The 12,704-nt window shown below is 63.1% G+C and carries 15 protein-coding genes and 1 pseudogene; 10 read left to right on the top strand and 6 right to left on the bottom strand.

Features of this window, described 5'->3' with window-relative positions; all coding sequences use genetic code 11:
- Positions 1-584, bottom strand: a pseudogene (locus A9K71_RS32410) (IS5 family transposase); the annotation flags it as partial.
- A 162-nt stretch (positions 585-746) separates the two neighbouring features.
- Here A9K71_RS32410 and mobA point away from each other — a divergent pair.
- The 8 genes from mobA (at position 747) to A9K71_RS07725 (ending at position 6,781) form a co-directional block, all read left to right on the top strand.
- Entirely contained in the window at positions 747-1,379 is a 633-nt protein-coding gene (mobA, locus tag A9K71_RS07760; RefSeq protein WP_066992761.1) for a molybdenum cofactor guanylyltransferase MobA, read from the top strand.
- Entirely contained in the window at positions 1,376-1,891 is a 516-nt protein-coding gene (gene mobB / locus A9K71_RS07755; protein WP_066992758.1) for a molybdopterin-guanine dinucleotide biosynthesis protein B, read from the top strand. Before mobA ends, mobB begins: the two co-directional genes overlap by 4 nt.
- A 153-nt stretch (positions 1,892-2,044) precedes the next feature.
- Positions 2,045-2,830, top strand: coding sequence for an ABC transporter substrate-binding protein (locus tag A9K71_RS07750; RefSeq protein ID WP_066992755.1), 786 nt, complete (start codon positions 2,045-2,047; stop codon positions 2,828-2,830).
- Between the two features lie 79 nt (positions 2,831-2,909).
- Positions 2,910-3,626 carry an ABC transporter permease gene (locus tag A9K71_RS07745; protein WP_066992752.1) on the top strand — a complete coding sequence of 239 codons (717 nt, stop codon included), beginning with the start codon at positions 2,910-2,912 and terminating at the stop codon, positions 3,624-3,626.
- Complete coding sequence (locus A9K71_RS07740; RefSeq protein ID WP_066992749.1) at positions 3,623-4,447, top strand: ABC transporter permease; 825 nt, start codon at positions 3,623-3,625, stop codon at positions 4,445-4,447. Before A9K71_RS07745 ends, A9K71_RS07740 begins: the two co-directional genes overlap by 4 nt.
- A gap of 113 nt (positions 4,448-4,560) precedes the next feature.
- Entirely contained in the window at positions 4,561-5,430 is an 870-nt protein-coding gene (locus A9K71_RS07735; RefSeq protein WP_066992747.1) for an NAD(P)-dependent oxidoreductase, read from the top strand.
- A 6-nt stretch (positions 5,431-5,436) separates the two neighbouring features.
- A complete protein-coding gene (locus tag A9K71_RS07730) occupies positions 5,437-6,141 on the top strand; it encodes a DNA alkylation repair protein (RefSeq protein WP_066992744.1) in 705 nt (234 codons plus the stop codon).
- Between the two features lie 67 nt (positions 6,142-6,208).
- On the top strand, positions 6,209-6,781 hold the full coding sequence (locus A9K71_RS07725; protein WP_066992741.1) for a DUF3299 domain-containing protein: 573 nt from the start codon (positions 6,209-6,211) through the stop codon (positions 6,779-6,781).
- A 42-nt stretch (positions 6,782-6,823) separates the two neighbouring features.
- On the opposite strand, the gene A9K71_RS07720 is transcribed toward A9K71_RS07725, so the two are convergent.
- From A9K71_RS07720 to A9K71_RS07705, 4 genes are all read right to left on the bottom strand, one after another.
- The gene (locus tag A9K71_RS07720) at positions 6,824-7,315 is read right to left on the bottom strand and encodes an Lrp/AsnC family transcriptional regulator (protein WP_066992738.1); all 492 of its coding nucleotides are present in this window, start codon (positions 7,313-7,315) and stop codon (positions 6,824-6,826) included.
- A gap of 108 nt (positions 7,316-7,423) precedes the next feature.
- Positions 7,424-8,041: a uracil-DNA glycosylase family protein gene (locus tag A9K71_RS07715; RefSeq protein WP_066992735.1), complete on the bottom strand. Its 618-nt coding sequence runs from the start codon at positions 8,039-8,041 to the stop codon at positions 7,424-7,426.
- A 27-nt stretch (positions 8,042-8,068) separates the two neighbouring features.
- The gene (locus A9K71_RS07710; RefSeq protein ID WP_066992731.1) at positions 8,069-8,680 is read right to left on the bottom strand and encodes a glutathione S-transferase; all 612 of its coding nucleotides are present in this window, start codon (positions 8,678-8,680) and stop codon (positions 8,069-8,071) included.
- Positions 8,681-8,795: 115 nt separating this feature from the next.
- Positions 8,796-9,419 (bottom strand): thermonuclease family protein, encoded by a 624-nt coding sequence (locus tag A9K71_RS07705; RefSeq protein ID WP_066992728.1) that lies wholly within the window; start codon positions 9,417-9,419, stop codon positions 8,796-8,798.
- 75 nt (positions 9,420-9,494) lie between these two features.
- Between A9K71_RS07705 and A9K71_RS07700 the strand changes: the two genes are divergently transcribed.
- Positions 9,495-11,015, top strand: coding sequence for a HAMP domain-containing sensor histidine kinase (locus A9K71_RS07700; protein ID WP_066992725.1), 1,521 nt, complete (start codon positions 9,495-9,497; stop codon positions 11,013-11,015).
- A 36-nt stretch (positions 11,016-11,051) separates the two neighbouring features.
- Positions 11,052-11,582 (top strand): GNAT family N-acetyltransferase, encoded by a 531-nt coding sequence (locus A9K71_RS30005; RefSeq protein ID WP_082980387.1) that lies wholly within the window; start codon positions 11,052-11,054, stop codon positions 11,580-11,582.
- A gap of 42 nt (positions 11,583-11,624) precedes the next feature.
- On the opposite strand, the gene A9K71_RS07695 is transcribed toward A9K71_RS30005, so the two are convergent.
- Positions 11,625-12,620, bottom strand: a complete 996-nt coding sequence (locus A9K71_RS07695) for a nicotinate-nucleotide--dimethylbenzimidazole phosphoribosyltransferase (RefSeq protein ID WP_066992818.1) — start codon at positions 12,618-12,620, stop codon at positions 11,625-11,627.
- Positions 12,621-12,704: the final 84 nt, after the last annotated feature.

Below are 12,704 nucleotides of genomic sequence, written 5' to 3'. Positions count from 1 at the left end.
GGTTGGATTGCAGGGGATGACGGCCTGCGCTCCCATCTCGACGACGATCGCGCGCAGGGCATTACTGTCATAGGCCTTATCGGCAAGAACGCGTTTGGCCTTGAGCCCTTCGAGCAAAGCAGGCGCTTGGGTGACGTCGCCACGCTGGCCGGGCGTCAGGATCAGGCGCAACGGACGGCCGCGACCGTCGACAGCCATATGGATCTTAGTAGTCAATCCACCTCGGGAACGCCCCAAAGCCTGGTTCTGGTCCCCCCTTTTCCGGTCGCCGCCTGCTGGTGGGCGCGAACCAACGTGCTGTCGAGCATCACATAATCGTTGTCGGGATCAACGATCAGATCGGCAAAGACACGCTCCCAAACGCCAGCCTTCGACCAGCGCCGGAACCGCTGGTGCAGTGTCTTCCACTTGCCGTAGCGCTCGGGCACATCATGCCAATGCGCTCCGGAGCGCAGAACCCACAGCACGCCATTCACAAACAGGCGATTGTCTTCGCCGCTGCGGCCAGGATCACCTGCCTTTCCCGGCAACAGTCCTTCGATACGCTGCCATTGCGCGCTGCTCAGTTCATATCGACGTGCCATCCACCGCTCTCCAGATCGAATCTGCAAGCCTATGAATCATGCATCAACGCGATTTTGAATCCTGAATGTCGATTGGTCCTACCGCGAGCGTGTCGTCGGCAGGCGCCAGCCTGCCGCCGAAAGCGCTGGACCCGACATGGCGCCGGACGGCATATAGTCCCGATGGACCGAAGCGTTGCAGGCATCATCCTGGCGGGAGGCCAGTCGCGCCGGATGGGCGGCGGCGACAAGACGCTGCTTTCGCTGGGCAAGGTCAGGCTGATCGAGCATGTCGCCGCGCGTCTCACACTGCAGGTCGCCACGCTGGCGCTCAACGCCAACGGCGATCCGGCACGGTTTGCTGGCACCAACCTTCCGGTGCTTGCCGATACGATAGAGGGCCATGCCGGCCCGCTCGCCGGCATCCTCACCGGCCTTGAATGGGCGGCAGCGGACACGGGTTACCGGTCGCTGGTCAGTGCGGCCGGCGACACGCCGTTCTTCCCTGGCGATCTCGTCGAGCGATTGGCCGTTGCCGCTCGGGCACGGCCGGGCGCGATCGCGGTCGCCAGTTCCGACGGCAGGTGGCACCCGACCTTCGCGCTCTGGCCGCTCGGCCTGCGCGATGCCCTGCGCCATTTCCTGGTTGAGGAGGACAATCGCCGGGTCTCGGCCTTCGTGGAGCGGCATGGTTTTGTCGAGGTGGAGTTTCCGATGCTCGAAGCCGGAGGCGAGCGGATCGACCCGTTCTTCAACATCAACACGCCCGACGATCTTGCGGAGGCCGAGCGTCTGTTGCAAAGCCTTGAGCCATGAGACGCGTGTTCGGCATCACCGGCTGGAAGAACTCCGGCAAGACGACCCTGACTGAGAAGCTGGTCGCCGAACTGGTTCGGCGCGGCTGGACGGTCTCCACGGTCAAGCATGCCCATCATGACTTCGACATCGACAAGCCCGGCACAGACAGTTTCCGCCACCGTCAGGCCGGCGCGATGGAGGTCGCGATCGTCTCCGGCCGGCGCTGGGCATTGATGCACGAACTGCTCAACGAGGACGAGCCGACGCTGGACGACATCCTGGCGCGGCTGGCGCCCTCGGACATCGTGCTGGTCGAAGGCTACAAGCGCGAAGCGCACCAAAAGATCGAAGCGAGACGGCTGGAGGCCAAGGACCGGACGCCGCTTTCGATCAACGATCCAAACATCGTGGCTCTCGCCGCCGACTTTCCGGTCGAAGGCGAAAAGCTGCCGGTCTTCAACCTCGGCGATACGAAATCGATAGCCGATTTTATCGAGCGCGCGACCGGTCTCGTCAGTCCAGGCAAGTAACGCAGCGGCACACGGCGGTTGCCGTTTGCTGTTGTTTTTGCAGTTGCTTTTTTCTTGCAAAGAGTGGGAGTATCCCGCGCAGCGGGCGGTCAAAAAGGCTCCGCCCACAAGAGCCGCACGGGACAGCGGCCATGACAATATGAGAGGATTATCATGCGTATTGCACTGCGTATCGCGCTTGCCGCTTCGGCCGCGCTGCTGACACTTGGCGTCGCCCAGGCTCAGGAAAAGACCCTGAGGATCGGCACCGAAGGCGCGTACCCGCCCTTCAACAACCTGACATCGGACGGCCAGCTGGTCGGCTTCGACATCGACATCGCCAAGGCCCTCTGCGACGAAATGAAGGTGAAGTGCACCTTCGTCGCACAGGATTGGGACGGCATCATCCCGGCGCTCCAGGCCGGCAAGTTCGACGCCATCGTCGCTTCCATGTCGATCACGCCAGAGCGCCAGGAAAAGGTCGACTTCACCCACAAATATTACAACACGCCGTCGGCGATCGCCGTGCCGAAGGATTCGCCGCTCAAGGGCGTGACCAAGGAAGACCTCGCCGGCAAGACGATCGGCGTCGCCACCACGACGACCCACTTCAACTATGCCTCGAAGACCTACACCGACAGCACGATCAAGGGCTATCCGAGCAGCCCCGAGGAACAGGCCGACCTCGCCAATGGCCGTCTCGACGCCATCGAGGACGACATCGTCGTGCTGCAGCAGTGGCTGGATTCGCCCGACGGCGCCTGCTGCAAGATCCTCGGCCAGCCCTCGCCGCAGCCGGTCGAGATTTTCGGACCGGGCGCCGGCATTGCCGTGCGCAAGGGCGAGACCGACCTGGTCAACAAGCTGAATTCCGCGATCGACGCTATCCGCAAGAACGGCAAGTACAAGGAAATCAACGACAAGTACTTCAAGTTCGACGTCTACGGCGCCGAGTCCTGATCATTTGCGCTCAGGGCGGTGAGGATCACCTCGCCGCGCTGCCTCCATTCCGGGATCGCCACGGAGACACGCCCCACCAATGCCAGCCCAAAGCATTTGGACACTTCTCAGTTGGGGACCGGATGGCTGGAGTGACGACATTGCGTCTGGTGTGCTGGTCACGGTCGCGCTTGCGCTTGCGACATTGCCGATAGGCCTGGCGATCGGGTTCTTCGTCGCCTTCGCCAAGCAGCACGAAGAGCCCGCGCTCCGGCTCGCGGCCAACATCTACACCACTGTTTTTCGCGGCCTGCCCGAGCTGGTGACGCTGTTCCTGTTCTTCTTCGGCATGCCGCTGCTGCTGCAATATGTCGTCCGCCTGTTCGAGCCCGAGGCGACAATCGACGTGAACAGCTTCATTGCCGGCATGATCGTGCTGGCGCTGATCTTCTCCTCCTACGCCAGCGAAGTCTTTCTCTCCGCCTTTCGCGCCATTCCCAAGGGCCAGTATGAGGGCGGCTACGCCATTGGCCTTTCGAAATGGCAGACGATGCGCCTGGTGATCCTGCCGCAGCTGCTGCGCATCGCCTTCCCGGGTCTGGAGAATTGCTGGCTCAGCCTGCTCAAGGACACCTCGCTGGTGTCGGTCGTCAATCTAGCGGAAACCCTGCGCAATGCCGGTGTCGCGGCGCGCGTCACCAAGCATTCCTTCCTCTTCTACAGTGTCGCGGCGCTGGTCTTCCTTGTGCTGGCCATCCTGTCCTCGGTCGCCACCGGCTATATCCAGCGCTCGCTCGGGCGCAGGGAGGCTCGATGAGCGTCAGCCAGGCTATTGCGGTTGACAGGCCCCCGCCCCGGGCTCGCGGCTGGCCGCGCGTGCGCATCATAGGCTACGCGCTGGTCGGCCTCTGGAGCCTTTTCGGCATCGGCATCGTCGCCTATCTGGTCCACGCCTGGAACGCCGATTTCTTCGCCAGATACGCGCCGGCCTATCTGCAGGGGCTCGCAACCACCCTGTCGCTGGTCTCCGTTTCGATGGTGGCGGGCGCTATTCTCTCGTTGCCGGTTGCCTACGGCCGGATGTCCAAGAACCGCATCCTTTCCGGATTGGCTTATTGCTACGTCTACTTCTTCCGCGGCACCCCGCTGCTCGTGCAGACCTACCTCGTCTATTACGGCATCGGCTCGTTCCGCCCCGAGCTGCAAACCGTCGGACTATGGTGGTTCTTCCGCGAGGCGTTCTACTGCGGCGTCTTTGCCTTTTCGCTCAACACCGCCGCCTATCAGGCCGAGATCCTGCGCGGCGCCATCGAAAGCGTTCCGCGGGGCCAGTGGGAAGGCGCGGCGTCGCTTGGCCTGCACAAGCTGCAGACGCTGCGCAAGGTGATCATGCCGCAGGCGATCATCGTGGCGCTGCGGCCTTACGGCAACGAGCTCATCCTGATGATCAAGGCTTCCGCGATTGTCGCCATCATCACCGTCTACGACCTGATGGGCAACGCGAAGCTCGCCTACGCAAAATCCTTCGACATCCAGGCCTATATCTGGGTGGCGATCGTCTACCTGGTGCTGGTCGAGATCCTGCGTCACGGCGTCGAATGGATCGAACGCCGGATCACCATTCACCTCAAACGATAGAGCGTCGTCAGCGGACGGGCCTGCACCAGTCGATGCGGCTTTGCGCGCCTTGACGAATTTTTCGCATAGCCTAGACCTTCCGCCACTGAAATCTCTTGTTGGAAGGCAGGCTTATGGCATCGGTTGCATTTCTCGGTCTTGGCGTCATGGGCTATCCGATGGCCGGGCACCTCAGGAACAAGGGCCACCACGACATCACTGTCTATAACCGCACGACCGCCAAGGCAGAGCAATGGGTCGCCCAGCATGGCGGCAGCCTGGCGCTGACACCGGCCGAGGCGGCCGAAGGCAAGGATTTCGTCTTCTCCTGCGTCGGCAATGACGACGACCTGCGCTCGGTGACGACAGGCGCCAGCGGCGCCTTTGCCGCCATGAAGACGGGCTCCGTCTTCATCGACAACACGACAGCCTCGGCCGAAGTCGCGCGCGAACTGGCCGAAGCCGCCGACAAGGCCGGCTTTTCCTTCCTTGATGCGCCGGTATCGGGCGGCCAGGCGGGCGCCGAGAATGGCGTGCTGACGGTCATGGTCGGCGGCGAGCAGGCCGCCTTCGACAAGGCCAAGCCGGTCATCGATGCCTATGCCCGCATGGTCGGGCTGATGGGACCCGTGGGCGCCGGCCAGCTCACCAAGATGATCAACCAGATTGCCATTGCCGGCCTCGTCCAAGGGCTGGCCGAAGGCATCCATTTCGGCAAGAAGGCCGGCCTCGACATCGACAAGGTCATCGAGGTGATCTCCAAGGGTGCTGCCGGCTCCTGGCAGATGGAGAACCGCCACAAGACGATGAACGCCGGAAAATATGACTTCGGCTTCGCCGTCGACTGGATGCGCAAGGATCTCGGCATCTGCCTCGCCGAAGCCAACCGCAACGGCGCCAAGCTGCCGGTGACCGCGCTGGTCGACCAGTTCTACAAGGACGTGCAGGACATGGGCGGCAGGCGCTGGGACACGTCCTCGCTGCTCGCCCGCCTGGAAAAATAGACGGCGATGGTCCTGCCCGATCCAAGCTGGAGCGCCGACGAGATCGTCGCCCATCTGCGTTCGATCAGCAGCGAGAAAAACCGCGCCGGCATGGCGCGATTCGGCATCAACACGAGAACCGCGCTGGGCGTCGGCAATTCCGATCTGCGGCCGCTGGCGCGCAAGCTGAAGAAGAACCAGGAACGGTCGCTGCTCTTGTGGGACACCGACATTCGCGAAGCGCGATTGATGGCCGCTTTCACCGGCGAGCCGAAGAAGCTCGACATCGGTCAATGCCGGCGCTGGGCCGCCGATTTCGGCAGTTGGGAGATTGTCGATACCGTTGCCGACCTGTTCGCCGAAACACCGTTCTGGCGTGAGCTGGTCGAGGAATTCGCCAAGGACGAGCGCGAGTTTGTCCGCCGCACCGCCTTTGCCATGCTGGCCTGGGCGGCGGTGCATCTGAAGAAGGAGCCGGACGCGAGCTTCCTCGCTGCTCTGCCGCTGATCGAGACGCATGCGGGCGATCCGCGCAACTTCGTCCGTAAGGCGGTGAACTGGGCGCTGCGGCAGATCGGCAAGCGGTCGGTGGCGCTGCACGCCCCTGCCCTTGCGCTGGCCGAGAAACTGGCGGCGTCGTCCGACAAGACGGCACGCTGGATCGGCAAGGACGCGGTGAAGGAACTTTCGGATGTCAAACAGCTCGAACGGCTCGCGACCACACGACCTTGATCTGAGCGAAGTAAGCTCACGACGCTTTTACTCGCTTCCGAAATGGGACTGGCGGAGGATCACGACCATGAGCAGGCGTTTCAGATCAAGCGCGACGCTGGCGATCGTGCTTATGCTCGCCACCGCGAGAGCCGACGCCGCGGCCGACGTCGCGCATATCTTCTGGAAAGACTTGCGCCCGGCGACGCAGGCGGTCGCCGAGGACGCCAACCTGCCGATGATCGCGGCAAAACTGCCCGATCACGGTGAGACACTGTCGCTCAATCTGCAGGACAAGACCGTTCAATTGTCCGGCTACGCCTTGCCGGTCGATCGCGAGGGCGACCTCGTCTACCAGTTCCTGCTGGTGCCTTGGACCGGCGCCTGCAGCCACATGCCGACGCCGCCGCCGAACCAGATCGTGCTGGTAACGCCGGCGCATCCTTACAGGATGGCGGAGGCATACCAGCCGGTCTCCGTCACCGGCGTGCTGAAGCCCGGCATGGAGAAGAGCCAACTCTTCATCCTGGACGGCGTCTTGATCGTGCAGTCCGGCTATACCGTGCGCAAGGCCGAGGTGGCTGATGTCGACAGCGTGCCGGACGCCGTCACGCTCCCGGTCAACTCGCCGTGGAATTTCCTCAACAAAAAGAAGAACTAGGTCTCGCAACTTCGCGCATAGCGGGAAGCGCGAGCGCCGTGCTCAGGCCGCGTTGGCCCCCGACTCCTTGTCCAGGATCATGTAGTCGAGCGGGATCTCGGTCGTGTACTTGATCTGCTCCATGGCAAAGGAGGACGACACGTCGCGGATCTCGATCTTGGCGATCAGCCGCTTGTAGAAGGCGTCGTAGGCGGCAATGTCGGGCACCACGACGCGCAAGAGATAGTCGACGTCGCCGCTCATGCGGTAGAACTCGACCACCTCCGGAAATTCCTGGATGACCTCGGAGAAGCGCCGCAGCCATTCATGGCTGTGCGAATTGGTGCGGATCGAAACGAAGACGGTGACGCGCACATTGACCTTCTCATGGTCGAGAATGGCCACGCGCCGCTTGATGACGCCCTCTTCCTCGAGCTTCTGGATGCGCCGCCAGCACGGCGTGGTCGACAGGCCGACTTTCTTGGCGACATCGGCGACCGCAAGCGTCGCGTCCTCCTGCAGGAGGCGAAGAATTTTTCTGTCTAGGCGGTCCATGGGAAGGCTCCAGCGGAATAGTTTGGCTATAATCCTTTTTATCAGGCCCTTTCACAAGAAAGAAATTCTGCCAATGCCGGCAAAAGCGAGTGATTTCTTGCAAGATGCCTAATTGAGGCGATAGCGGATTTCCGAGCGCAGGAATGGCAGCAAATCCATTTCAAACCACGGATTCTTCTTCAGCCAGCCGGTGTTTCGCCATGACGGATGCGGCAGCGGCAGCACTTTCGGCCCGGCTGCAGCATCCCAGACAGCGCGCCAGTTTCTGACCGTTTCCGTCAGCGACGGCCCACGCGCCGTGCCCATGTGCCAGGACTGCGCATAACCGCCGATCGTCAGCACCAGATCGATCTGCGGCATCAGCGCCATCAGATCGGCGCGCCAGGCAGGCGCGCATTCCTTCCGTGGCGGCAGATCGGCGCCCTTGGCGTCCTGGCCGGGAAAGCAGAAACCCATCGGCACGATGGCGAATTTCTCCGTGTCGTAGAACTCGTCGGGGGTGACGCCGAGCCAGTTCCTCAAGCGATCCCCGGAAGCGTCGGTGAACGGCATGCCCGAGATGTGGACTTTCGTGCCCGGCGCCTGGCCGGCAAGCAGGATGCGGGCCTTCGACGATGGCAACAGCACCGGACGCGGCTGATGCGGCAGGGGCCGTCCGCGCGGCTGCTCGACGCAAATGCGGCAAGCCCGCACCTTGGCGGCAAGGCTCTCCAGCGCTTCGCTCATGTCCGGCGGGTTATCCAAAAACAAGCCTCAAGCAGCAGCGCTTGGCCGGCTGGAGAGCGCTGCGTGCCAGCGCAGCACGTTCCCGCATTCCTCAGGCACCTTGATGCGCGCCGGCTTCATGAAATCGATGGCGATCAGCCCGGTGATGTCCGCGACCGAATAGGCGTCGCCGGCGGCAAATTCCCTGTCCGCCAACTCCCGGTCGAGGAGATGCAGGAACTCGATGGCCTTCGGCTTGTTGGCCTCGCCCCACTCTGGGATCTGCGGCACCTCCCATTCCTTCATTGCCGGATGGATGTGCCGGAACGCGGCGGCCACGCAGCTCATCAGGTTTAGCTCCAGACGCCTTTGCCACATCTCCACCAGGGCCTTGCCGAGCGCGCCTGTTCCGAACAGGGCGGGCTCGGGGTGCAATTCCTCGAAATACCGGCAGATGGCGATGGATTCGGTGATGATGGTGCCGTCGTCGAGTTCGAGCACGGGCAGCCGCCGCAGCGCATTGCGCGACGCCACCGGCTCCTCGCGATGCTCCAGCGCGCCCATGTCCACGGGCACCAAAGGGACGGTTAGCCCTTTTTCAGCCAGGAAAACCCGAACCCGCCTGGGGTTGGGCGCCCGGCCGCCATCGAACAGCTTCATTTCAGTCTCCGATCTTCATGCCAATCTTAGGGCGCGCTGCAATGCATGTCGCCCAAAACTGCACAGCGGTTTGGCAAGACCACATGTTGACCAACAGAGCATCACCGGAGCGGCATCACCAGAAACGAACAAGCTCACGCAGCGCATCGCCGAGCGAAGCCAGTGCGCCGTGCTTGCTTTCGACGGGTTGATTGTGATGGCTGTCGCGCCAGTCCTGCGGCTGATCGAAGGAGCCAGCCCAGATGCCCACCTTGGCAGCCCGCGCGACGGCCTCCTCGGTTTCGAAGTCGCCGAAGGCGACGGCCCATCCGGACTGTACCTGCGCCCGGTTGAGGTCCGTGTCGCCCGCCTTGCAGTCGCCGAGCAACCGGCCGTAGCGGTCGCGCTGCCAGCCGGTGCAGGAGACCGGCCTGTCGGCGATCAGCTGGACCAGCGACTGCCGCGCAAGCCTGCCGCAGGCATAGTCGGCACCGTCCTTGCGGCACGTCTGTGTGTATTCCGGCGCGTCGATGCCGCGCATGCGGATGCGCTCGGCGCCAAGCGTGATCGAATCGCCGTCCTTGACGATCGCCGAGCCTTGCTCCTGTCGCGTCTCGAAGCGGTCGAGCCGCGCCGCCACCAGGATGGACAGGCCAAGCAGGACCACGGCCAGCCCGTAATCCAGAAGCCTCCGCAAAAGGCTTCGCGGAGGCCGCGGAACATAGCGCCGGCGCGGTCTTCGCGACCAGGAACGGCTCATATGGCAAACAGTCTCTTAATCATTCGAACGTAGCTTAACGAACTGAAAATCGCTGCGCGCAGAAATTGAACTTGCATGCCTTTGCTACGCTCGGACACAGCGGACAAATTCATTGTGGACCGCAGGAAACCGCATCGCAACAGCGATGTGGCTCGCGCGGTGCGCAGGACGCGTGACCGTCTTTCGCAGCAGGCCGGCAGCCTCGATTTCGACCGCGAACTGCTCAAGCTGCATGCACGCGCCATGGTGGTCAGTGCGGCGGCGATTCCTCTGCTTGTGCTTGTAGTAGCGGCCATCGGCCGCTTCGCGGGCCTGGGCAACCAGGTCGCCGTCTGGGCTCTCTTCATGCTGCTTTGCTACGCCATCGTCACTTTCATGGCGCGGCGCGTCGAGCGCGCGGAAGCGGCCGAGCTCGACCCTGTGCAGACGCGCCGCGATTTCCTGATCGGCCATTCGCTTTGCGGCCTCGGCTGGGCCTGGTTCGCCTGGCTGGGCTGCGCCACATGCCAGGTCGACCAGTTCCATGTCGTCAAGGCCATGGTGCTCCTGGTCGCCATGGCGACGACTGCGGTGATGGCATCGTCCTTGGGCGGCGCGCTATTGGCGACCTTCGCCGTTCCCGTCGCGGTCTATGTCTATGCCGTCCTGCGCCTGTGGATGCCGATCGAAGGGATCATGGCGGCGCTTCTGGTCGCTGCCCTGCCCTTCTTCGGCTACGTCGCGCGCCATCTCAACCAGTCATCCTGGATGCTGCTCTCCTTCCGCTCCGAGAAGGACGCGCTGATCGCCGAGGTGGAGACTGCCAAATCCATGTCCGACGAGGCCAGGCGGCGCGCCGAGGACGCCAATCTGGCGAAGTCGCGCTTCCTCGCCTCGATGAGCCATGAGCTCCGGACGCCGCTCAACGCCATCCTCGGTTTCTCCGAAGTGATGGCCAATGAAGTGCTCGGGCCGATGAACAACCCGACCTATCGCGATTATGCGCATGATGTGCACGAATCCGGCCAGCATCTGCTCGACCTGATCAATGAGATCCTCGACCTGTCGCGCATCGAGGCCGGCCGCTACCAGCTCAACGAGGAGCCGGTGGCGCTGGTGACGATCGTCGAAGATTGCTGCCATATGATGGAACTGAGAGCCCGCAACAAGGACATCCGCGTCATCCAGGAGTTCGAGACCGCGCTGCCGCGCCTGTTCGGCGACGAGCGTGCCATCCGGCAGATCGCGCTCAATCTGCTGTCCAACGCCATCAAGTTCACGCCGTCGGGTGGCGAAGTGCGTGTGCGCGTCGGCTGGACGGCGGGCGGCGGTCAGTACATCTCGGTCAAGGACAACGGTCCCGGCATTCCGGAAGAGGAAATCCCAGTGGTGCTTTCCGCCTTCGGCCAAGGCTCGATCGCCATCAAGAGCGCCGAACAGGGAACGGGCCTCGGACTGCCGATCGTGCAGGGTCTGCTCGACATGCATGGCGGCGAGTTCGAGCTGCACTCCAAGCTGCGCGAAGGCACCGAGGCCATCGCCATCTTCCCGCTGAGCCGAGTGATGGAGGAATTGCCCGCGCTGCCGACCAAGGCTGTCGCCGCCCGGCGGCGTTGAGTCCTTCGGTCCGATATGACAAAATTGCCGCCTGAGATGACGATCACTGATTGGGATCCAAGCCGCACCGAGATCAAATCGGAACGCCTATCCCTCAAGCTATTTACGCCCGGTGATGCCGAAGAGCTTTACGCCTGTATTACGCCTTCAATCACCCGCTTCATGCAGTGGGAACCGCCACGATCGTCGGCCGCATTTGGCGCGGTCCGGCGGTCTTGGTTAGAACCGATCCTCGATGGATCGGACCTGCATTTCGTTGTGCGGCGTTCGCAAGACGGTCGTTGTCTAGGGCTTGTTGGCCTCCATGCGGCGAACACGGTATCTCCCGAACTTGGAATCTGGCTCAAGGAAGACGCTCAAGGACAGGGCATCGGCCGGGAGGCAATCGCCGCCGTGGTTGCATGGGCGTCGGAGAAACTCGCGCCGGACAGTTTTGAATATCCTGTCGCGGAAGAAAACATCGCTAGCAGAAAGATTGCAGAACGTCTCGGAGGCTCGGTAGTTGGAAGGCGATCCAATCCAAAATATATCGCTGTCGTCTATCGTATTCCCAAGCTCCGGCGTTGACTCCCTACCCGATAACCTGCAGCCGATTTCTGCACACGTTCTTCAGCCACGAACCGCCGCCGCCATGCCAGAACTCGTGAGAGCCGCGGCCTTGACGAGACCGGCGGCAAGTCCAGCCCCAACTCCTTCCCCGTGACTGACAGCAAGATCGAGCAGTGGCTTGAGCCCAAGCCGTTCGGCGACTTTGGCTTGGCCCGGCTCCGGCGACAGGCTGGCGAGCAGGCAGTGGTCGATCGCGGAAGGATCGGCTTTGTGAAGAGCCGCGGCGGCAGCCGTCGCGACGAACCCGTCGAGCAGCACAGGAATCTTCTGCATGCGGGCTGCAAGAATGGCGCCGCAGATCGCCGCGAACTCGCGCCCGCCGACGCGGCGCAAGGCTTCGAGCGGATCGCCGAAACCGGCGCCGTGGAAAGCAAGCGCCCGGTCGACCGCTTCGGCCTTGCGCGCCATCATCGCCGTGTCCGCGCCCGATCCAGGGCCAACCCAGTCGGACCCCTTGCCGCCGAAGAGGGCAGCGCTGAGCGCGGCCGCGATGGTTGAATTGCCGACGCCCAGATCGCCAAGGCAAAGAAGATCGGCGCCGCCCGCGACCGCTTCCATGCCGAAGGCCATGGTGGCGGCGCAGCCGCGCTCGTCGAGGGCTGCTTCTTCCGTGATGTCCCCGGTCGGAATATCCAGCGCCAGGTCGAAGACCTTCAGGCCGAGATTGTTGGCGATGCAGATCTGATTGATCGCCGCACCTCCGGCGGCGCAGAGTTCGACGGCATTGGCGGTCGCCGAAACCGGCCGCGGCGAAATGCCATGCCGAACGGCACCGTGGTTGCCGGCAAAGATCGCCACAAGCGGACGATTGACGGCCGGCGGCGCACGCCCGCTCCAAGCGGCGAGCCATGCCGCGACATCTTCAATCCGGCCAAGCGAAGCTTTCGGCTTGTCGGCCTTGGCAAACAGGGTGCGAACGCGGGTTTCGGCGGCGGCGTCCGCCGGCGGCAGCGTTGCCAGCAGAGTGCGGAAATCGTCGAAAGGCTTTGCGGTCATATCGAATGCGGTCTCTTTGCAGGAACAGGCCAGCGGCATAGCCGCCTTCACCGCCTGGCACAACCGCCCGGCAATGCCGCGAAA

The sequence above is a fragment of the Mesorhizobium sp. WSM3873 genome (genome assembly GCF_001672445.1).
Taxonomy (GTDB): Bacteria; Pseudomonadota; Alphaproteobacteria; order Rhizobiales; family Rhizobiaceae; genus Mesorhizobium.
This window is presented reverse-complemented; position numbering and strand designations above follow the sequence as displayed.

Coding starts and splice junctions, on each gene's coding strand:
- mobA (WP_066992761.1), top strand. CDS start 747: ATGGACCGAAGCGTTGCAGGCATCATCCTGGCGGGAGGCCAGTCGCGC.
- mobB (WP_066992758.1), top strand. CDS start 1,376: ATGAGACGCGTGTTCGGCATCACCGGCTGGAAGAACTCCGGCAAGACG.
- A9K71_RS07750 (WP_066992755.1), top strand. CDS start 2,045: ATGCGTATTGCACTGCGTATCGCGCTTGCCGCTTCGGCCGCGCTGCTG.
- A9K71_RS07745 (WP_066992752.1), top strand. CDS start 2,910: ATGCCAGCCCAAAGCATTTGGACACTTCTCAGTTGGGGACCGGATGGC.
- A9K71_RS07740 (WP_066992749.1), top strand. CDS start 3,623: ATGAGCGTCAGCCAGGCTATTGCGGTTGACAGGCCCCCGCCCCGGGCT.
- A9K71_RS07735 (WP_066992747.1), top strand. CDS start 4,561: ATGGCATCGGTTGCATTTCTCGGTCTTGGCGTCATGGGCTATCCGATG.
- A9K71_RS07730 (WP_066992744.1), top strand. CDS start 5,437: ATGGTCCTGCCCGATCCAAGCTGGAGCGCCGACGAGATCGTCGCCCAT.
- A9K71_RS07725 (WP_066992741.1), top strand. CDS start 6,209: ATGAGCAGGCGTTTCAGATCAAGCGCGACGCTGGCGATCGTGCTTATG.
- A9K71_RS07720 (WP_066992738.1), bottom strand. CDS start 7,315: ATGGACCGCCTAGACAGAAAAATTCTTCGCCTCCTGCAGGAGGACGCG.
- A9K71_RS07715 (WP_066992735.1), bottom strand. CDS start 8,041: ATGAGCGAAGCGCTGGAGAGCCTTGCCGCCAAGGTGCGGGCTTGCCGC.
- A9K71_RS07710 (WP_066992731.1), bottom strand. CDS start 8,680: ATGAAGCTGTTCGATGGCGGCCGGGCGCCCAACCCCAGGCGGGTTCGG.
- A9K71_RS07705 (WP_066992728.1), bottom strand. CDS start 9,419: ATGAGCCGTTCCTGGTCGCGAAGACCGCGCCGGCGCTATGTTCCGCGG.
- A9K71_RS07700 (WP_066992725.1), top strand. CDS start 9,495: ATGCCTTTGCTACGCTCGGACACAGCGGACAAATTCATTGTGGACCGC.
- A9K71_RS30005 (WP_082980387.1), top strand. CDS start 11,052: ATGACGATCACTGATTGGGATCCAAGCCGCACCGAGATCAAATCGGAA.
- A9K71_RS07695 (WP_066992818.1), bottom strand. CDS start 12,620: ATGACCGCAAAGCCTTTCGACGATTTCCGCACTCTGCTGGCAACGCTG.